Raw genomic sequence first — 20,118 nt, 5'->3', positions numbered from 1 at the left:
TTCCCACCCTTTTTCTATCATTACTCCAGCATTTTTGAAAACGGCTTGAAGAGTGATTCGATCATGGAGGTAGGTCCCGGAATATTGGGTAGGTCAAACATCGAAAGAAACCACCCCATAAACACCAGCATGAAAAAACTCACTTTATCCTTCTTCGGAAGGGGCTTTAGTTTGGGCCATTCGTAGAGAATAATTAGCCCGACCAATGTGCTCATGCCCAGGATCAGCCCCCACTTCATCCTGTGTCTCCCCCTTTTGATGGATCGGGTTTTAAGCCGGGCGCTTGTCTGTACATGTTTGATTCTCCAGTCAATCTCGGTCTGGTATTCAGCATCCACCAAGGTGCACGGACAACAGCATCCTTTAGTTCCTTGCTTTTTAATGGGCCAAAAGGAGTCAGATACGGAACACCAACAGAGCGGATTGTACACAAATGGACGACTGTCGCAATAATCCCCAGCATGATGCCCAATAGTCCTAATGTCCCGGCGAGAAACATCATGGGGAACCGGAGAAGTCTGATCGCAATTCCGGCTATATAGTGTGGAATCATGAAGGACGCAATTCCTGTAATCGCTACGACAATGACCATCGGTGCAGAAACGAGGCCGGCCTGTACCGCGGCTTGTCCAATAACCAATGCTCCCACGATACTTACTGCAGCCCCCACTTGCTTGGGAAGTCTCACACCCGCTTCTCGTAAAGCTTCAAATGTTACTTCCATGATCAAGGCCTCAACTAAAGCAGGGAACGGGACTGCCTCACGTGAGGAGGCCATACTGATTAACAAAGAGGTTGGTACCATCTCGTGGTGAAACGTAATTAATGCTACATACAGGGATGGCAGCAAGAAGGAAATGACCGTAAAGAAGTAACGCAATAAACGGATAGCCGTGCTGGCAAAGGATCGTTGGTAATAATCCTCACTGGATTGCAAGAGGGCAATCAGCGTTGTCGGTGCAATCAGTATGAATGGCGTGCCGTCTACGATAATCACCACGCGGCCTTCCAGTAAGTTCCCACAGGCCACATCGGGTCGCTCTGTACTTAATATTTGAGGAAACGGAGAAGCCGGGTGATCCTCGATCAATTCCTCGATATACCCGCTTTCCAAAACACCATCAATATCAATGCGATTCAATCGATTCTTGAGCTCGGTAACCAAAGTCGGGTCTACAAGGCCATCGATATAAGCGAGCATCACTTTTGTTTTGGTGTACCCGCCAATTTGCATCAGCTCCATTTTTAGGGCCGGGCTTTTGATAAGTCGCCGTAGCATAGCCGTGTTCACGTTCAGGGATTCAGTAAACCCCTCTCGTGGCCCACGCACTACCCCCTCTGCTACCGGTTCTTCGATTGAGCGTTTTTCCCATTTTTCAAGTCCAAAGGAGATTGCCGTCTCTTGTTGATCTATCAGAAGAACGGGACAACCGTTTGAGATGGATTCCAGGCAATCCTCAAGGCTGCTTACCTCCCGCCATTTCGAAACAGTAATTGTCTTTTCCACCAGCTTGCGTGCAGTCGTATCTTTGGATATCTTCCCATTCATCAGGGATGACAGTACACTTCTATCCAATTCCTCCGTATTGGAAAGCCCATCTATATACACCAAAAGTGCTTTCGTAGAACCACCAATGAGAAAGGATCGGTATACAAGATCAGAACAATTTGAGTAAAGCTCACGCATAACCGTTTCGTTATTGGCAAGCTCTTTGTCTATCGGCGTGCTCGACTGAGGCTTTTGTTGTTGAAGCTTATGCTTGTTCATCCTCCACCATTTACGTGCGTTCCGATTCACCAATCCACCCCTCCTCTCGATGACAATGGACGAAGATAGGGAAATTTTGCCCATTTGGTACCACTTTTATCCTGCTATTTCCATGCATAATGAATCACTTTTTTCTCATAGAAAAACGCCCAGATCAACTGGACGCTTTCGAACGCAACCTTTTCCATAAATAACAATAACAGGATGTCAGTATCAGAACGATGACGATTGTCAAAATCGTGTCAAATCTCATAATTGCCTCCATTTCTCTTCATTGGCATCCATCTCGCATAGGTGAGACAGCGCCATAGCCACTCTACCGGTCCAAATTGATAGTGAGACAACCACCACTTACTCGCCAAGATTTGGAGCGGAAAGAGAACCAAACAATAAATCAGTCCAACTCCTAAACTGAGCGTGCCATAAAGTTTAAAAACCATGACAAGTCCAACCGTAACAATCGTTTGCCCCAAATAATTCGAAAGCGCCATCCTCCCGACTGCTTCCAAATGCCTCAACCCTTTGTGAAAGGCAGCCTTTTCATATAACAAGATGAATGAGCAAATGTAAAAAACACTGAGTGTGAGACCACTCCAGCCTACAAAGACGATACTGGCCACGTGATCCGGTGCCGGGAATTGGACGATTCCCTTTTTCACAAGCGGAATCATCGAAATCAAAACGATACTGAGGATAAGCGTGACCCACCACATTCTACGAAATGCCGTGCGATGTTTACCATCAGCAGTGAAGACACCACGTCTAGCAGCTAACAACCCGAACAAAAAGAGCGGGAGTACCGTAAGAATAGCCAAAAATTCATTGGATGCCACAATCGGAAATTCAAAGGCGAAACGAAATTGTATCCACTCTCCCCAGCTTCCACTGGAATAAGCCGCAACCGCTTTTTGCGCAATCGCGTGGGATTCACTTCCGACTACCGACGGATCTGAAGGAATGAATAATAGCAAAGCATACAGAAGCTGAATCAGCATCAATAAAGACCAGGCCCAGTTGCGTATCGTCTTGTCTGTTCCTTTATAAAAAAACAAAAGAAAGATACCGGCAATTACATACGTGTGCAAAATGTCACCATACCAAAATAAACCAAGGTGAATGACACCTAGCAAAAACAGGACAGAAATCCTGCGCAAAAACATGGCGTTCATCGGAAGCCCTTTTTGCTCTGCACGATTCATGAACAGATAAAACCCCGCCCCGAACAAAAAGGAGAAAATGGTATAAAACTTGGTCTGAACAAACATATCAAAGAATAATCGAATCCATTCATCCAAAGTGGAATGTTCAAAGGCAAGTCCATTTGCCGGAAGAAACAGGACTGGGTGTAAAAAAGTCGGCATGTTTACAAGTAAAATCCCAAACAAGGCAAAACCCCGTATCCCATCCAGCTGATGGATACGATCTGCCTCCAGCACTGGAGTACCTCTCACATCTCTCTTCCTCTCTGCTGCATGATTATTTCAATACACTTGTATTACGATTGGGATTGGAAAAAGTAACAAAATGGCAATGAGCGATTTCCCCTCTCGTCGGGGGACAAAAGTGTTTGACCGTGAGCAGTCACAATCCACTTTCATGAAATACGTTGATACGTTTTTCACAGAAAAAAAAGAAGCCCCGTCGTGGGGAAGCTTCCTTTTTCCTCTCATTTTGAGCCGGCTCTGGCTTTAAAATCAAACAGCATCCCTGCGCATCCTCCTAACAATGCAGGCATTACCCAGCCCGCCCCTTCCTTGTAAAACGGAAGTTCGATCAACCACTTGTCCCATTGATGAGCGAAAAATACCGTATTTACAAGGTCGACAATGCCAAACAATGCCACCACTCCAACGGCTGTTACGTAAACGAACGAATGGGGAGGAATAACACGCTCTGCTAGCGCCAACAAAATCAAAACAATCGCCATAGGATATATCAGTCCCAAAATCGGCACAGATACGCTCAAAATCTCGGTTAATCCCAAATTGGCGACTCCCATGCTCAAAATACTCAGGATCGTCACCCAGCCAGCATAGCTCGGCTTTCCAAACAACTGATGGAAATACTGACTGCAGGATGTTACAAGCCCAATCGATACACACAGGCAAGCAACGGTAAAGACGACACCTAGTAAAAGTGCACCACTCTCGCCAAAGAGCTTGCTCATCAATATAGTCAATATTTGCGCGCCATTTTCCGCCATATCTGCAGAAATTTGCGAAGATCCGAGGATGCCCAGTATCACGTAAATGACAGTTAAAAGCATACCAGCACCCAGACCTGCCAAAACCATGTTACTAGATAAGCTCTTTTTTTCTACAACTCCTTTGCTTTTAAGCGTGTTGGCAACCACAATCCCAAAAACAAGCGCTGCCAATGCATCCATGGTTAAATACCCATCAAGAAAGCCTTGAATGACCGGATGTGCTGCATAGCTGCCTGCCGGATCAGTGGGACTGCCCAGAGGAGTAAACCAGCTTTTTACATAAATGATCCCGATCAAAGCAAGCAAGGTCGGGGTAAGCAGCTTGCCAAACCGATCGACTAATTTGGAGGGTGACAAGCTAAGCCACCATACCACAGCGAAAAAAAGCAAAGTATACATCAAGAGACTGATCCGAGATTGAGCCCACGCTTCAGGCAAAAAAGGCGCCATCCCCATCTCAAAAGCCAGACTGCCAGCACGAGGAATCGCTAGACCCGGTCCGATCGAAACATAGATCAAAAATGGAAAAATAATTGCAAAAAGACCATGGACCCGGCCTGCTAAGCCTTGAAAGCTGCCCGCTTTTGCAATCGCAACTACCCCAAGAATAGGCAGCCCGACTGCTGACAAAATAAAACCGATGAGAGACAACCATGCCTGGTCACCTGAAGACTGTCCAAGAAAAGGGGGAAAGATCAAATTCCCAGCGCCAAAGAACATGGAAAAAAGCATGAAGCTTACAAAAACGATGTCTTTTTTTGATAGTAATGTTCTCAAGAAGTATACATCCTCTCATCATAATCAGAGGGATTCTATCAGCTTTTTTCAGGACGCGCCAGAGGTTCACTCTTATTCGAAATTGCAAGTTGATTGTGCTATATTGCATAAATTGAAAAAACAAATGAAAAGACTGTTTTCTGAAGTGATTTACTCTCACAATAGCTTTTCGAAGTGAGTTATTATAGAGATTAGTAAATCTTATGGGAGGAAATGTATAATGGACGCTAATACTCGTTCCGTTTCGGAAGAATTTATTTTTACGATTGACTGTCCAGATGTGATTCTAAGAGAATTCGTAGTTACTGATTTAGATATTTTTCATTCACTCACTTGGCAACCTGAAATATATGAATATTTGCCAGGCTGGAACGTATCGAAAGAGCAACGGAAAGATTGGTTTTTCAACTATGAAATTCCACAGAACAAACAATTTTTCAGTGCTGTCTCGAAAGGGGACGACATTGGCGATCTCCGTCTTCGATTAGGAATTATTTTGAAAGAGACTGGAGAATTTATCGGTTGGTGTTGTTCAGGAATGAAGGACGAATTACCACCGCCAAACCGAGAAATCATGTATGGAATTTCAAAAGATCATAGAGGTAAAGGGTATACAACCCAAGCCTCACAAGGAATGATTCATTATTTATTTGAAAATACGAACGTTGAGGTGCTTAATGCTATTGCACTTATAAACAACATTCCTTCGAATAAAGTAATACAGAAATGTGGTTTTACCTTTCAGAGTATGATCGAGATTGATAACGAAAAATATTACTATTATAAACTGGATAAGAAGGATTGGCAGGCAAACGTTAGAGAAGTCCAGACCGACTATTAAAATGAATTTACGCCCGTAAAGGTAGGCTTCAGACATGACGTCAAATGCAAAATAACAACAATTCAATAAGAAATACCCCAATGAAAAAGAGAACATCGTTTTACTGATGCTCTCTTCTGACACGCCTTATCTTCCCCTCATAGCTTTGATGCGCCGATAAAATGTCTGATCCTTCAGTTGACGAAAAAGAGATAAGGATGGGCGAAAATTCGCTTCTATTATCCATGGCTTCGCATGGATGTCAATACCTAAATCCAACCCGATTTCCCGTAGGGTCGGGTAGGCTTTCCCTAAGCAGTTTGCAGCAGCTAGCGAGATTTTCCTCACTTCAGGCAACAAGTGAATGGAGTCCGGTACATTCGACTGTTGAACGGCAGTACGAATAGGCAAAACTCTGCCCCTGCTTCTGGCAACATTGGTCACGACATACCCTGCTCCTGCTACCTTCGCTACCCACCCTGTAATGATCCACGGTGATCGTTTATTCGCCCGTTGAACCATCACTCGCACGTCAAATGGCTTTCCGTCAATTCTTCCTAAAGGAATACGCGGTTGGAGCAAATAAGGTTTTGGTCGAAAAAGGGACTTTACATATTGAACCGTATTGTCTTTCCCTTCCACAACTCGTCTGCTACTCCCAGCGTGGACGAGATACCGGTCCTCACCTTTACTCGTAACCTGGATGATTCCCGCTCCACCGCCTCCCCCAGAGGGCTTTAGCATCACACTTTTATACGTCTCTGCATACTCCCACAACCCATCGGGTGTAAACAGCTGAGTTCTTGGCAGATGCTCCAGCAGGAACTCATCCTTTATCAAGTGCTTATGCTTGCCCCATTTCCCTACGTTTGGCACTTTTATGGCGTTGTCTCCCCATTCGTAATGAGATGGTGCTCCTCTATTTTCGTAATCTGGTTCTTTTCATCGACAAAAACCACTTTTGGTACCAGCTGGTCTACCTCACTCTCATCGTACATACCCATGCTGAGAATAATGACAATATCTCCTGGAGAAAAGAGATGGGCTGGTGGACCGTTCAAGCAAATTTTCCCCGTTCCTTCTGGTGCTGGCAAAGCATATGTCTTCCAGCGCGTAGCATTGCGCAAACTCGTTATTTGCACGATTTCATACGGCTTGATGTCGGCCGCTTTCAGTAGCAGAGTATCGATCGTAATACTGCCTACGTAGTCTAGCTCTGCTTGCGTTACGGTTGCCCGATGAATTTTTCCTTTACACATATGACGTTGCAATGCGTCTACACTCCTTTCCAACTACTGACACCAGTCTATGTGGAAAAGGATGTCCGTGAAACCATGAAACATAGGCAACGATCAAGGTGCAATCCGGGCAGCTTTTAAATCAAGGCCATAGGCTGCACACAGTTGACTCAATTCGTCCTCTACATTCAGGGAAAACGGGATTCCTTTTTGGAGCCGTTCCCTTCTTTTTCTGCTCTCGATCTCTCCTGGAATCAATATCTCTGATGTCCCTTCTTTTTTAGGGCCGTTTTTAACCTGACGGATGTACTCGTCCATGTTTTGTTGGAAAAGTGGCAACGGCAAAAACTTCTGGATGTCAATTGCCAGAAAAATATGACCAATATTCTGCGGATGCTCCCAATTGTCATACAGACTTTTTACGCCTGGACCAAAGGCAGCTCCTGTCAACAGCCCGCATAACAGATCAATAAACATGGCCAGTCCGTATCCCTTTGCCCCTCCAATCGGCAGCAGAGATCCGAGCAGTGCTTGTTCTGGCTTTGTCGTTGGTATGCCATTTTGATCGATCGCCCAATCGGCGGGAATCGCCTCTCCCTTCTTGGCTGCCATCACAATCTTTCCTCGCGCAGTCACACTGGTCGCCATATCAAGCAAAAACGCAGGTTCTTGCCCAGCTGGAATGCCTACTGCGATTGGATTGGTACCCAAAAATGGCCGAATCCCACCGGATGGAGCCATAGCTTCAGGAGCATTGGTCAGGACAAGCAAAATAAGACCTTGAGAGATTGCACGTTCAGCGTAATACGAGCACGTCCCGAAATGATTGGAATGGCGCACCCCTACAAAGCCAATTCCTGTCTGCCTGGCGAGCTTTAAAGCCTGCTCAAGTGCCATCAAGCCGACTACGGCTCCCAATTGATTTTTTCCATCAATGAGGGCTGCTGCTCCCTCCTGCATCACTAGCTGCGGCTCCACGACTCGTTCAATTAAGCCTGCCTCAATCCGTTTGACATAGATAGGCATACGGGATAAACCATGCGATTCGATTCCTCTCAGATCGGCATGTACAAGCGACTCTGCAACAATCTTGGCTTTCGCTGCGGAGACACCCGCGTGTTTGAAGACTTCCGTCGCGAGTGTCTCCAGACTGGTCCAACAGTAACATGTTGGAATCACTTTCACTGTCCCTCCCCTGTCAACCTGCATCCTTTTCGTTCCGTTCTGGTCTGAATATAGATATGTTCACGTCCCTAATACCGACACAATTCACAGCATAAAAAAGGAATACCCCTAAACAGGGCATTCCTTTCTTGACAAAAAACTGCTATTCATATTCAGCCAGAATCGTAACGATCTGGTCCTGTATATCTGTCAGCACCCGATCCTCTGCATAACCGTTCAATATAATCGAGAGGGCCAGCCTTTCTCCACTTTTTGTTGTGATATAGCCTGACAAGCTATTCACGCCCGTCATCGAACCCGATTTCGCATGTAAACGATTAGCTGCTTCTGTATCCTTTAAACGATTTTTCAGCGTTCCATCTACACCCGCAATCGGCAAGGACTCATCGAAAGCCCTAAACTCCGCCTTTTTTGACATGCCTTCCAGAACAGAGAGAATGTGCCTTGCCGAAATCAGATTGTACCTTGTCAGACCGGAGCCATCCACCATATCAAAATTCGTTCTGCCCCCAAATGCAGAAACGGTATCCAAGACAGTCGCAGCTCCTGCATCTGCACTGCCTTCTCCTTTTTTGACGGCTCCCACTGTTTTCAACAGCATTTCTGCATAAAAATTATCACTCTTTTTATTCATGTAGTTGACGATTTCTTGAAGTGGGCTTGAATGAAACTCGTTCCATTTTACTGCTGCAGCAGGGGTGGTTTGGACCAAAATGGTGCTGTTCCCGCCAAAGCTCACTCCTTGCTTCGCTAACGCTTCTTTTAAAACGGTTGCTACATATTTGGCAGGCTCTTCAACCGGTACTCGCTCGTAATTACCGCCATGACCCAGCGGCAGATTGCCCGTTACACGAATCGTATTCGTACCGCGATCACGTGTAATCGCAAATGTATTTGCTTTCCCTTCTTCCACCGTTACCGCATCATTTATCACGTTTACATAAGAGGTTTTGGGCAGCAAATTCACTTGTACGCGTTCATTTGGTTTCTGTGCTGGCTGATACTCCACCATCACAGTTCCTCTGTTTAGAGCGAGTGCACCTAACGTCGGATTGTAGTAATAGCTTTCATCATCCCAAGCCCAGCCTAATCCAAGACGCTGCTGATCGAAGTAGCTATCATCTACAATCAGGTTGCCATTGATCCGTTTGATGCCTCTATCTTTAATCCAGGCAGCCAGCTGTTCAATCGATACGCCCTCCTGAACCTTCAGTGCATTTTCCGTATGCAGGGTAGGGTCCCCATATCCCTTTACGTACAGATTGCCTTGTTGTACACCATTTTTCGCGATAGGGGCATCCCCGTACAATTCTGTTTTAAATGTAAAATCTGTGCCCAGCTGCGTAAGCGCGGTTGCTGATGTCAGCAATTTGAGGTTCGAAGCTGGAGTTAGCAATGAATCTGGATCTCTCTCGTACCAAATGGCATCTTCCCCTGAAGCATCCAATGATCTGATCAGAACACCAGCCGTGACACCTGTCGCTTCCGGTTGATCCAAAATCGGATCGATGAGCAACGAGAGCTTGTAGGTCTTCTCTGTCTCGTGGTCGTATCCTTCGGGTGCTTTTATTTCTGGATAGGTTGCCAGAAGAATCGCAACATAGTCCTGCAAATCTCTTGCGTATTTCGACTTGTAAATGCCATTGATCAGGATTGAAAAAGCGAGTTTATTTCCATTTTTGGCAGTGGCGTAGCCTGACAAGCTATTTACCCCACCCATGGAGCCTGTTTTTGCGATGATTTTATTCTCGGCAGAGGTTCCTTTCATCCGGTTCTTCAGGCTGCCATCAACACCTGCAATTGGCAGCGATTGCTCCAGAACATCCCGATAGTCCTGATCCTGGACAAACGACAGAAGTGTAATCATTTGCTCAGCCGTTATCAAATCAAACCGGGACAAGCCTGAACCATCTACTTGTGTAAAGCCTGTCTCGATACCGGCGCGTTTCATTACATCTGCTACCACTTCACTCCCAGCCTCAAAGCTACCTTTTCCCTTTTGTGTCGCGCCTAACGTTTTCAACAGCATTTCAGCGTAGAAGTTGTCACTTTCTTTGTTCAGCTCGACGATGATCTCATGGAGTGGCTTTGATAAATGGGTATGAAATGGAACACCATTCGTCACGACAGTTTTTTTCATCGCTGTATTCGGGTTTAGCTTAATGCCTTGCGCCGCTAGCTCTTGTTTCCATACCTCGCCAACAAATAGTGCCGGATCCTCCATGGTGACATCTTGTTGATACGGCTTTGCTTTTAGTCCAATCGTTCCCGAAATGATTGCCTCGTTCTTTCCACGCGGCCGCTCAACCGTTATATTGCTTTTGTCACCCTCTACCGTCTTGAGCTGATTTGTCAGTTTCACATATGTAGTCGCTGGTTCCATCGCAAGGACTGGAGGGGTTGTTACCGTTTTTCCTGGGGTCATGGTTACCGTCACAAAATTTTTATGAACCGCGAGCGCGCTTAACTGAGCACTGTACCCATACGGCTCATCATCCCACATCCAGCTTACACCCAATCGCGTATCGTCGAAGTAGCTTTCGTCCAGCAATAAGTTTCCGTTAATATGCTTGATCCCTTTTTCTTTTAAGGCAAACGCCAAATCTTTGAGGTCAGCTGGTGTTAAACTTGGGTCTCCGTATCCTTTTAAGATCAGATCGCCTTGTAAAACGCCTCCATTCGTCAACGTACCCGCTACATACACTTCCGTTTTCCACTGATACGCGGGACCGAGTTTATCCAGTCCTGCCACTGTCGTAAACAGCTTCATATTAGAGGCGGGAATGTAATTTCGCTTCTCATTGTGCCTGTACAGGTATGTTTTTTCGGTCAGATCGTATACAGCTATCCCCGCATACATGCCCATGCTGTTTTCGTCTTTTTTTAGATCAGAGAGGTACTTCTCCACACTGATAGACAGGGGGCTTTCTGCATCGTCACTGCTCTTGGCATACGCAGGAACAGCTGCCACCTGCCATGCAACGATCAGCATGAGAATCCACATACAGACGCGTCTGACGCTCAGGTAATTCATAAAAACCTCCTCATCCTATTCTTTTCATTTGCTGAAAAATATGCTGCACGCACCCATGATAGCATGTATTTTGTTTTTTCGGAATATTACCATAATACCAAAATCCGATTAACATCACTCTCACTGTCTATACTAATTGTCATGACAATTTTTAAGAGCTGGAGGAAAACACGATGTTCTATCGAGTCTTACTAGCCCTTTTCGTCCTGACAGGAAGTTTCTTGTTCCCTGTATCTGCGGCTCCGGCTATCGGAGATTTAGAGGTAGATGCTACAACGGTAGGCTCTTGGCAGGAGCTCGCCAAACGAAGTGAATTAATCGTGATCGCCTGGGCGGATAGCGCGCACCACTCCTACCCAACCAGACACACGGTCGATGACGCAAAGCTAGTAAACTACACACAAACCCTGCAAATCAAAAAGGCTCTAAAAGGATCGCCACCACGTCTTTTGAACGTGGTCAGCACAGGCGTCGAACCACTGCCTGACGCATCAAGTCCTTTGAATATCAAGTATCCAGGACCGCTCGGTGAAGGAAATTACGTACTCTTTCTCCAACCGATCAAAGGAACCTCCTACTACAGTATTACGGGCTTGTGGCAAGGAGTCTATCCGCTGTACCAAGGTCGAACCATAGCCCTTGAAGGGGCTGGCTTTGCCGATTTAAACCAGCTTTCGCTAGCAGAGCTCGAGCTGAAGCTAAAGAGTGTAACACCCTAACATTCGTACATAAACAAAAAGCCGCTCGATCTGTTACCGAGCGGCTTTTTGCGTCCAAAGCTATGGAGAATTCAGTTTGCCATTGCGTACATGAAAATGACCATGGAGACGGCACATGCAACGATGACACCGACAAAGCTCAAAATGACCAATTTGTTATTGCTGTTGTTGTTCTGATTTTCGCTCATCAAAACGACTCCTCGTACAAGCATTCATCCTCTATTATAAGTTGAATTGCTTTGAAAAGGAAACGGATGTTGTGAATAAAGGAAGAATTACTCCTCCAAAAGCCGAAATCGTTCTTACCTTACCAGATCTCGCATAACCTCATCTGCTTTTACATCGGTTGTAATCAGCTTTTCTTTTTTCATCCAGTCGATGAGCGTTTGCCATGACTCGGTTGTTTGATAGCCAAATGGTTTATCACCAGCATCCATCAAAGGGATCAGGATATCCAGGCTCTTTGTTTCGATATCCTTTTCGAGCGGGAATTCCCCAGCCTGCTTTGCCAGTAGCAGATCCAATGCTTTTTCCTTGTTGTTTTTAACATAGTCTTGTCCTTTGGCAATGGCTTTTAAAAACGACTCGATAGCCTGTTGTTTTTTACCGATGGTGTCGTCGCTAGTGGCAAGCACAAGCTCGTAGTAATCAGGTACGCCAAACTCGAACGGTTTGAAGGCATGAACAGCAACGCCATTTTTTTCGAGAATCAATTGCTCGTGATTGATATATCCCCCTACTACCGCGTCTACCTTCTTCGCAGTCAAAGCAGGTACAATGTCGAATCCAATATCGGTAAAGGACAGTCCTGAATCGTCTCCCCCGGCCTGCTTCACTACTGTGCGAACAATCGACTCATCCAACGGAATAGACGGGTAGCCAATGTTTTTTCCTGCCAACTGACCAGGTGAATCGATGCCACTATCCTGGCGCGTCATGATGACATTGAGCGGATGGCGAACGAGGGCGCCGACTGATACGACCGGGATTCCTTCTGAGCGTGCCTGAACCACCTGTGGCTGATAGCTTATAGCAAGATCAACCTTGCCTGCAGCTGCCATTTTCAATGGATCGTTGCTATCCGATGGCATTTGTAGATTTACCTTGAGATTTTCTTCCTTGAAGTATCCTTGGTCTTCAGCCGCATACAAGAAGGAATGTACCGCATTTGGGTACCAGTCCAGCGCAATGGTCAGCTCTGACTGTTCCCCGCCTTTTGCTTCTGGAGTCGAGGTAGAGCTTCCTGTTCCTGTTTGATTGCCGCACGCTGCCAGACTGGTTGCAAGGGTCAACGCCATGATTGTTTTTGTCCACGTATTTACACGTTTCATTGGTGTTCCTCCTAGTTTTTTACGTTGCTGCTTTTTTTCACTTTTCCTTGCGGGCTAAAGTGCCGCTCCACTCTTCCTACTAACCAAAAGAGCAGCATGCCGAGTACAGATAACAACAGGACAGAAGCAAACAACGCAGGTGCCTGAAAATTCCCTGATGCTCGCCGGCCAAAATAGCCAAGTCCTTCACTTGCTCCGAGCCACTCCCCGATCGTTGCTCCCGCGACACTATACGTAGCCGCTACCTTTAATCCGCTAAAAAAATGAGGCAAGCTCGACGGCAGATGGAGCTTGGTGAAAATTTGTCCGCGAGTGGCTCCCATCGTTTTGAGCAGATCCAATGTGTCTTTATCCGTAGAACGCAGCCCGTCATAAGTGTTGACGACAATCGGGAAAAACGTAAACAAGATCGTGACTGCGATTTTTCCTGAAAGATCATACCCGAACCACAAAATAAATACGGGTGATAATGCTATAATTGGAATTGTTTGGGATATAACGATATACGGATAGACCAATCGCTCGATAATGCGACTTGCGTTCATCGCAAATGCAAGCGATATACCGAATACGATAGAAATCGACAACCCGATCAAAACCTCTTTTAGCGTCGCCCATAAATGCAGACCCAAAAGCGAGTCACGCAGTACCCACAAAGAGGTAGCAACAGCACTTGGTGGGGGCAGGATGTACGGTGGAATATCTACTAATCTGCAAATCAATTCCCATGCGATGAAAAATAACGCAATCGAAATCCCGAACCAGACGCCCGTCTGCCACTGTCTCATTACGCCTCCCTCCCTAAGGAAGGCTGGCTGCGATGACTGCGAAGCAAATCCCAAATTTCTTCACGTAGGGCAAGAAAGCCAGAATGATTGCGACTAACCAAGGAACGCGGTCGGTTGATCGATACCGACAGCTCGATCGGCTTCGTAATCGGCTTGCCCGTCAGCACAACCACGCGATCCGCAAGCAGAATGGCTTCATCAATATCGTGGGTAATCATCAACATCGTACTACCCGTTTCCTGCCATTTGGCCATTAGCCATTCCTGCATATCCATCCGCGTAATTCCGTCGAGCGAGCTGAAGGGCTCATCTAATAGCATGATGTTTGAACTAGACAGCAATGCCCGCAAAAAAGATACTCGCTGACGCATCCCACCAGACAGCTGAGTGGGATAAGCGTCAGCCCATTCCTCAAGGCCATACTTGGGAAGCTCGCTTCTCACTCTCTCATGTGCTTGTTTTTTCGAGATGCCTTGGATCTCCAATGGCAATGCCGCATTTTCGACAATAGTGCGCCACGGCATCAGTAAATCGCGCTGGGGCATATAGCCTACTTGCCCCAGCCTGTTTGCCATTGGTTCTCCTCCGAGCAAAATCTCTCCCTTTTGTGGCTGCAAAAGTCCTGCTATCAGCTGAAACAACGTGCTTTTGCCGATCCCGCTCGGTCCGATCAGACTTACAAATTCGCCTTTTGCCACGTTCAGATCAAAGTTGTCGAGAATCAGTTGGTCCCCGTAAGCAAAGCGAACCCCGGCGAATGCTAATTGATCTCGCACGGCCACATTTCCTTTCTGTACGCCATATCCCAGAACATATATTCCATTTTTGTGGTGTACAGGAAATGCTCTTCGAGTCGCGCCAGCTCTTGCTCGTTCTTCCCGTCTGCCAACTCGTTCATGACATCGATCAGCCAAATCGCAAGCTGTCCAAACTCATCGGAGCTGTACATCCGCACCCATTCCCCATACAATTCATGCTCCAGAGCGCCTTCAACTTTTGCCAAATGCTTGCCGATCTCCCAATAGCTCCATGTGCAAGGAAGCAGCGAACTGACAAGCTCGGCCAATGACCCTTGATGAGCGACACGCAGCATATAGCTGGTATAGGCGAGCATCACAAACGACGGCTTTGTTGCTTCCAGTTCCTCGCGAGAAATGCCAAAGCGTTCAGCGTATTGGCGATGCAGCTCCATCTCCCCATTCAAGGTTGCTTCCTGCAATCCAGCGAATTTGGCACTGGTTGTGAGGTCGTAGGCTTTAGTGCTTGCTAAGGCAAACATTTTGGCGTAATCGATCAAGTAGACATAATCTTGCTTCATATAATATTTGAACGATTCTACTGGCAAGGTGCCATCACCCAGTCCGGTGACAAACGGATGCTGGTGCGTCTTCGCCCAAACAGGGGCTACACTCTTCCACAGTCGATCGGTAAATTTGGTTGTCATGTTACCATTCACTCCTTCGCATTTTTTGCCGTATTGCACCATTCGGCGATAAAGCGCGCCATGACCTGGGCAAATTGGACGAGCTGATCTGGATCGATAGATTCATCAACAGCGTGTGCATGCTCGAGCTCGCCAGGGCCAAATAACACGGCAGGAATTCCTGCATGAGCAAACCACCCAACATCGGTCACACTAGGTGACATGTCTACTACAGGTACTTTTTGCAGTTGACCCTCGTAGGCGGATTGCAGCATTGCAAAGGCAGGATGACTCTGATCCAGCTCGAGGGATGGAAAAATTTCTCCACGCTCTTCAATCATGGAGCGGCCACCCCAGCGGAACACAGGGGAATGATCCCGCAGCCATATATCTGCTGCCGCCGCTCTCTGTATATGGTCTTCCACCTCGCGAATGATCTGTTCATACGATTCGTTCGGGTAAAAGTGTACGGTAATCCACAAGGCACAGCGGTCCGCGATAAAAGCCGCGTGTCGTCCTCCCTCGATCACCGCGGGATTAATCGTATTGCTTCCTGCAGGAAAACCAGGATACGATTTCATCACTGCCCAATCGCGCTCCAAATCCTGAAGAGCTGCAATGATTTTCATCATTTTTTCAATCGCAGATGCACCGCGTACGGCACCCCCGGCATGAATTGTTTTGGACCTCATGCCATCATGCAGAGTCGTTGGGCTCTCAATCGTGATCCAGCCTGTAATGACGCCGCCCTGCCCTTGCATATGCAAGTCACTCGAATCTACCACCACAGCGTAATCAGCCGTATAGCCACGTTCAATGGCTGCCAGCGTCCCGGCTTCTCCTGCTTCCTCTCCGATCACGGATTGAAAGATTAGATCACCCTGGAGCTCAATTCCATGCTCGCGAAGCATTTTAATCGCAAACAGCGAAGCAGCCAGACCGCCTTTCATATCGGCTACACCCCGACCGTAAAGACGCCTATCCTCTCCTCTAGTCAAGGAAAAGGGTGGATACGTCCAGCCGCTATCGTCTCCCACTTCAGCCACGTCCATGTGCCCATTGATAATGAGGCTGTTGGCATTGCTTGGAGACATACCCCGGAGACGACCGACTACATTGTCATCCCCAGGATATACTTCGAAGCGATCAATCTCGAAACCCATTTCTTGTAGTTCACCTGTTAGAAATGTCTGTGCCCCATCGCTGTTTCGCGCAGGTGGACTCACAGTCGGATACGAAATCAGCTCTTGCAGTAACGCGAACATCTCTTCTTTTCGGCTAGCAATCGAGGTTATTGCTTCCTGTAGACGATTCACGCTACTCAATCATCCCTTCTGTTGGGCTGCTCGCTGACGCGTAGCGTTTTTTCGCGATTCTTCCTGCCAAAAATCCTTTGCGCCCTGCTTCCACACCGAGCTTCATCGCTTCAGCCATCAGCACAGGATTGTCTGCGAGAGCAACTGCTGTATTCAGCAGGACTCCATCGGCTCCGAGCTCCATCGCTTTTGCGCAATCCGCAGGAGCACCGATTCCCGCATCTACGATGATTGGCACTTTCGCTTCCTCAATGATAAAGCGCAAATTATTTTCATTCACGATTCCTTGACCGGAGCCGATCGGAGAAGCCCCTGGCATTACTGCATGGACGCCAACCTCCTGAAGACGTCTAGCCAGAATCGGATCGTCATTGGTGTAGGTCAAAACGATAAAGCCTTCTTCTACGAGAATTTTCGATGCTTCCAGTGTTCCGATCGGATCAGGCAGCAATGTTTTTGGATCGCCAATTACCTCCACCTTGATCATGTCACACAAGCCGGATGCTTTCGCCAGTCGAGCGATACGCACTGCCTCTTCCGCGGTATAGGCACCTGCTGTATTGGGCAGGAGGGTGAATTTTTTCAGATCGAGCTGTTCCAAAAAGTTAGGCTCTTGCGGATTTTCCAAATTCAGTCGGCGAATCGCAAATGTGAGAATCTCTGCTTCTGATACCTCCACCGCTTTCCCTTGTGTATCCAAATCCGAAAATTTACCGGTACCCAAAAACAAGCGAGAGCGGAATTCGTAAGATCCAATTTTCAATGTATCCATGATGATCATCCTCCTCCTACAAAGTGAACAATTTCTATGCGATCCCCGTCAGCAATGGGTGTCGTCTCGTACTGGGAACGATCGATGATGTCGCCATTTTGCTCCACCACGACAATCTTTTCTTGCAGCTGGTAAGAAGCAAGCAGCTCACGCAATGTACTAATTTCCGCAGCCAGCTCTACTTTTTTTCCGTTCAGTTGAACAACCATTCTATTCCTCCTTCTGTTGGCATTTTGTGGATTGTCGATGCATTCACTCCTGCCAAGAAAAAACGACTTCCCCCACCTGATGGATGACATCCAGTCAGATAGAAGAAGCCGAATAAACAGTACACCCTAAAGCGAATGGTAATAAAAAAACCATCCGCCTTGGATGGTTGAGTTTCGATCCTCTCGAAGAAGTACTGTTTTGAGTATTTCTCTACTCAAAAAAAGACATCTCCTAGTGATAACGATTCGCTATACCTCTTCCTCCGCTGGCATGACCCAGGTCAGGTTCAACGGTCAGTAACACATTCGTTACAATCTCAGCCAACATTGCTCGGCCCCCGTTTGGTAGTTAACCTATTCAATTGTCTTGCTCGATTAATACAGTACCACTCTATTTATTATTTGTAAAGGTTTCCTTGTGCATTGCTTCCAATTCCACCAGGCAACGATCGGCCCAGACAGACATTTTTTTCAGTTTGTCCATCTCACGTTCCATCGCCACTCGAACAGACTCCTTATAATCAGGAATCGCCCCGTTATAGCGGATTGGTCCGACTGATGGTGTCATGAATTTTTCTTGGTAAGACAGTGCCGGGCGTTGGTGGAACAAGGGTACATCCACTTCAAATGATGTATGCAGGTCGCCCTGAGTAGGGAATTTCGTGACTGCCAGTACCTTTACCAACAGCTTGCTATCATGGTTTTCCAGCACTTCCGTAATGTACTCTCCCGTTTTTTGTGTGACGCGTACAATATCTCCCGGGTTCCACATCATCCTTATTTCCTCCTCTATGAAACGTATGGTTTGTTTTATGATTATGCTTTTAGAGCTGTTTCCAAAAGCTTGCGTGCGTGTGCAAGTACATCTTCAGCTGGGAGTACAGGCTGACCTCCACCTTGAGCCATGGCTGGATTCCCGCCACCTTTTCCTGAGATTAGTGGCAAGGTTTCTTTTATTAATTGGTTGACAGCTACATCAGCGGCTTGCCCGCGAGCGAACACCAGCTGCAGCTTTTCCCCTGTCGCAGCCAGCAAACATACTGCATCGGGTGCCTCCGCAGTCATCATTTGGGCGAACTGCTGAAGCTCTTGGATCGTTCGGTCGGTAAAGACATGCTGGATCAAGCGAACATTGCCAATGGCAGTTGCAACTGCGAGCTGCTTCTGAACCTCAACCTCAAGCAGCAGCTTTTCCTTCTCTGCAAGGGTTTGCTTCAGGAGATCCCGCTCTGCAATCACTCTCTGCGTCTGCTCAACCAGCTCTGCTTCACTTGTGAGGAATTGACGCGCTAGTTCCCGAACAGTCGATTGCTTGCGAGTGTAATCACGCAAAGCACGCCAGCCACAAATAAATTCCAGGCGAATATTGCCGCGATGGCGTTCCCAGCCCAAGATTTTGATCATGCCGACTTCACTTGTCCGTGCTGGATGGGTTCCGCCGCAAGGATTGTAGTCAAAATCAGGAATCATGACGACTCGAATATTTTCCGTTACGGTGGGCTGTTTTTTCAATGGGAGGCTAGCTAGTTCTGCCTCATCGACAAAGCGTGCAATGATCGGGTGGTTTTCAAGAACGACCTCGTTCGCTCGTTTCTCTACCTGTGTCCACACCTCGTCCGTTAATTCATCCAGTCGTACATCAATCGTGACACGCTCTTTGCCCAAATGGAATGCGAGCGTTTCCGCTTGTACGACTTCAAGGAAAGCTGCTGAGAGTATGTGCTGCCCTGCGTGCTGCTGCATATGGTCAAATCGGCGCTCCCAATCAAGCTGTCCTGTTACTTCAGTAAGCGCTTCTGGCAGTTGAGCTGCCAGTCTGTGATGCACTTCGCCATTTATTTCTTCGACATCCAGTACTTGCGTATCGCCAAGCACCCCCAAGTCACACGACTGTCCGCCGCCTGTAGGGTAAAAAGCTGTTTCACTTAGCACGACATAGGCAGTACCGTCTTCCTCGGTTCCACGTTTGGCAATTTGCGCAGAAAATGTCTGGATATAGGCATCTTGATAATACAATCGATCCTTCATCATGACTCCTTACCGTATGGAATCGCTCCACACTTGTCTTTTACTACAGCGTTTTCTATAGCTGATGGTTGCTAGTATAATAGAATCTGGAGGTGTTATCCTTGACCAAAAAACTGTTTACGCTAGAAGAAGCCAATCATCTGCTACCATATATACGCGAAGAGCTCTCCTTCTTACAGGAAGCAAAACGCTCTTTCTATCATCTCTATCAGCAGCGCGAGCAGATCAAAAGACAACAGCCTGAAAATGAACAGGAGCTGTTTACTCTCGAATGCCAATTGGAGTTTATGGAAATGGAAGCCCAAATGCATATTACGCAATTGATTACAAAAGGAATCCAGGTCAAAGATATCGACATCGGATTGTTTGACTTTCCGGCGATAATCAATGGTGAGGAAGTCCTCTTGTGCTGGCGGACTGGTGAGGATGCCATTACGCATTATCACGGTCTTCACGATGGCTTCGCAGGCCGCAAGCGAATCGACTGAATCCGTTTCCTCTGAT

At 47.0% G+C, this 20,118-nt stretch carries 20 protein-coding genes and 1 riboswitch; of the genes, 3 read left to right on the top strand and 17 right to left on the bottom strand.

The window, feature by feature from the left end; translation table 11 throughout:
* Positions 1-20: 20 nt before the first annotated feature.
* The 4 genes from ADS79_RS15570 to brnQ all read right to left on the bottom strand — a co-directional run bounded on the left by ADS79_RS15570 (position 21) and on the right by brnQ (position 4,751).
* Positions 21-239 carry a hypothetical protein gene (locus ADS79_RS15570; RefSeq protein ID WP_049739351.1) on the bottom strand — a complete coding sequence of 73 codons (219 nt, stop codon included), beginning with the start codon at positions 237-239 and terminating at the stop codon, positions 21-23.
* Complete coding sequence (locus tag ADS79_RS15565; protein ID WP_049739350.1) at positions 236-1,798, bottom strand: spore germination protein; 1,563 nt, start codon at positions 1,796-1,798, stop codon at positions 236-238. The genes ADS79_RS15570 and ADS79_RS15565 overlap by 4 nt, the downstream gene beginning before the upstream one ends.
* A 212-nt stretch (positions 1,799-2,010) precedes the next feature.
* Positions 2,011-3,219: a DUF418 domain-containing protein gene (locus ADS79_RS15560; protein ID WP_049739349.1), complete on the bottom strand. Its 1,209-nt coding sequence runs from the start codon at positions 3,217-3,219 to the stop codon at positions 2,011-2,013.
* A gap of 215 nt (positions 3,220-3,434) precedes the next feature.
* The gene (brnQ, locus tag ADS79_RS15555) at positions 3,435-4,751 is read right to left on the bottom strand and encodes a branched-chain amino acid transport system II carrier protein (protein ID WP_255323624.1); all 1,317 of its coding nucleotides are present in this window, start codon (positions 4,749-4,751) and stop codon (positions 3,435-3,437) included.
* Between the two features lie 220 nt (positions 4,752-4,971).
* Between brnQ and ADS79_RS15550 the strand changes: the two genes are divergently transcribed.
* The gene (locus ADS79_RS15550; protein ID WP_049739348.1) at positions 4,972-5,592 is read left to right on the top strand and encodes a GNAT family N-acetyltransferase; all 621 of its coding nucleotides are present in this window, start codon (positions 4,972-4,974) and stop codon (positions 5,590-5,592) included.
* A gap of 126 nt (positions 5,593-5,718) precedes the next feature.
* On the opposite strand, the gene ADS79_RS15545 is transcribed toward ADS79_RS15550, so the two are convergent.
* The 4 genes from ADS79_RS15545 to dacB all read right to left on the bottom strand — a co-directional run bounded on the left by ADS79_RS15545 (position 5,719) and on the right by dacB (position 11,028).
* Positions 5,719-6,447 carry a YheC/YheD family protein gene (locus ADS79_RS15545; RefSeq protein WP_084765908.1) on the bottom strand — a complete coding sequence of 243 codons (729 nt, stop codon included), beginning with the start codon at positions 6,445-6,447 and terminating at the stop codon, positions 5,719-5,721.
* A gap of 2 nt (positions 6,448-6,449) precedes the next feature.
* Complete coding sequence (gene panD / locus ADS79_RS15540; RefSeq protein ID WP_049739347.1) at positions 6,450-6,842, bottom strand: aspartate 1-decarboxylase; 393 nt, start codon at positions 6,840-6,842, stop codon at positions 6,450-6,452.
* Between the two features lie 81 nt (positions 6,843-6,923).
* Positions 6,924-7,988, bottom strand: a complete 1,065-nt coding sequence (locus tag ADS79_RS15535) for an Ldh family oxidoreductase (RefSeq protein ID WP_049739346.1) — start codon at positions 7,986-7,988, stop codon at positions 6,924-6,926.
* Positions 7,989-8,136: 148 nt separating this feature from the next.
* The gene (dacB, locus tag ADS79_RS15530) at positions 8,137-11,028 is read right to left on the bottom strand and encodes a D-alanyl-D-alanine carboxypeptidase/D-alanyl-D-alanine endopeptidase (protein ID WP_049739345.1); all 2,892 of its coding nucleotides are present in this window, start codon (positions 11,026-11,028) and stop codon (positions 8,137-8,139) included.
* A 173-nt stretch (positions 11,029-11,201) separates the two neighbouring features.
* Here dacB and ADS79_RS15525 point away from each other — a divergent pair, with 173 nt between their 5' ends.
* Positions 11,202-11,747 carry a hypothetical protein gene (locus ADS79_RS15525; protein ID WP_049739344.1) on the top strand — a complete coding sequence of 182 codons (546 nt, stop codon included), beginning with the start codon at positions 11,202-11,204 and terminating at the stop codon, positions 11,745-11,747.
* A gap of 302 nt (positions 11,748-12,049) precedes the next feature.
* On the opposite strand, the gene ADS79_RS15520 is transcribed toward ADS79_RS15525, so the two are convergent.
* From ADS79_RS15520 to ADS79_RS15480, 9 genes are all read right to left on the bottom strand, one after another.
* Positions 12,050-13,078, bottom strand: coding sequence for an ABC transporter substrate-binding protein (locus ADS79_RS15520; RefSeq protein ID WP_049739343.1), 1,029 nt, complete (start codon positions 13,076-13,078; stop codon positions 12,050-12,052).
* An 11-nt stretch (positions 13,079-13,089) separates the two neighbouring features.
* Positions 13,090-13,866 (bottom strand): ABC transporter permease, encoded by a 777-nt coding sequence (locus ADS79_RS15515; RefSeq protein ID WP_049739342.1) that lies wholly within the window; start codon positions 13,864-13,866, stop codon positions 13,090-13,092.
* Complete coding sequence (locus ADS79_RS15510) at positions 13,866-14,642, bottom strand: ABC transporter ATP-binding protein (RefSeq protein WP_049739341.1); 777 nt, start codon at positions 14,640-14,642, stop codon at positions 13,866-13,868. The genes ADS79_RS15515 and ADS79_RS15510 overlap by 1 nt, the downstream gene beginning before the upstream one ends.
* The gene (gene tenA, locus ADS79_RS15505) at positions 14,627-15,310 is read right to left on the bottom strand and encodes a thiaminase II (RefSeq protein ID WP_049739340.1); all 684 of its coding nucleotides are present in this window, start codon (positions 15,308-15,310) and stop codon (positions 14,627-14,629) included. Before tenA ends, ADS79_RS15510 begins: the two co-directional genes overlap by 16 nt.
* Positions 15,311-15,318: 8 nt before the next feature.
* Positions 15,319-16,614: an acetylornithine deacetylase gene (locus tag ADS79_RS15500; protein ID WP_049739339.1), complete on the bottom strand. Its 1,296-nt coding sequence runs from the start codon at positions 16,612-16,614 to the stop codon at positions 15,319-15,321.
* Positions 16,607-17,377, bottom strand: a complete 771-nt coding sequence (locus tag ADS79_RS15495) for a thiazole synthase (RefSeq protein ID WP_049741006.1) — start codon at positions 17,375-17,377, stop codon at positions 16,607-16,609. The genes ADS79_RS15500 and ADS79_RS15495 overlap by 8 nt, the downstream gene beginning before the upstream one ends.
* Positions 17,378-17,382: 5 nt before the next feature.
* Positions 17,383-17,586 (bottom strand): sulfur carrier protein ThiS, encoded by a 204-nt coding sequence (gene thiS, locus ADS79_RS15490; protein ID WP_049739338.1) that lies wholly within the window; start codon positions 17,584-17,586, stop codon positions 17,383-17,385.
* Between the two features lie 241 nt (positions 17,587-17,827).
* Positions 17,828-17,938: riboswitch (TPP riboswitch) on the bottom strand.
* A 39-nt stretch (positions 17,939-17,977) separates the two neighbouring features.
* Positions 17,978-18,361 (bottom strand): sporulation phosphorelay system protein KapB, encoded by a 384-nt coding sequence (gene kapB, locus ADS79_RS15485; protein ID WP_049739337.1) that lies wholly within the window; start codon positions 18,359-18,361, stop codon positions 17,978-17,980.
* A 41-nt stretch (positions 18,362-18,402) separates the two neighbouring features.
* Positions 18,403-19,614 carry a serine-tRNA(Ala) deacylase AlaX gene (locus ADS79_RS15480; RefSeq protein ID WP_049739336.1) on the bottom strand — a complete coding sequence of 404 codons (1,212 nt, stop codon included), beginning with the start codon at positions 19,612-19,614 and terminating at the stop codon, positions 18,403-18,405.
* Positions 19,615-19,715: 101 nt separating this feature from the next.
* On the opposite strand from ADS79_RS15480, the gene ADS79_RS15475 reads away from it, so the two are divergent.
* Positions 19,716-20,102, top strand: a complete 387-nt coding sequence (locus ADS79_RS15475; protein ID WP_049739335.1) for a DUF2203 domain-containing protein — start codon at positions 19,716-19,718, stop codon at positions 20,100-20,102.
* Positions 20,103-20,118 lie beyond the last annotated feature (16 nt).

The organism is Brevibacillus reuszeri, from assembly GCF_001187725.1.
GTDB classification, from domain to species: Bacteria; Bacillota; Bacilli; order Brevibacillales; family Brevibacillaceae; genus Brevibacillus; species Brevibacillus reuszeri.
This window is presented reverse-complemented; position numbering and strand designations above follow the sequence as displayed.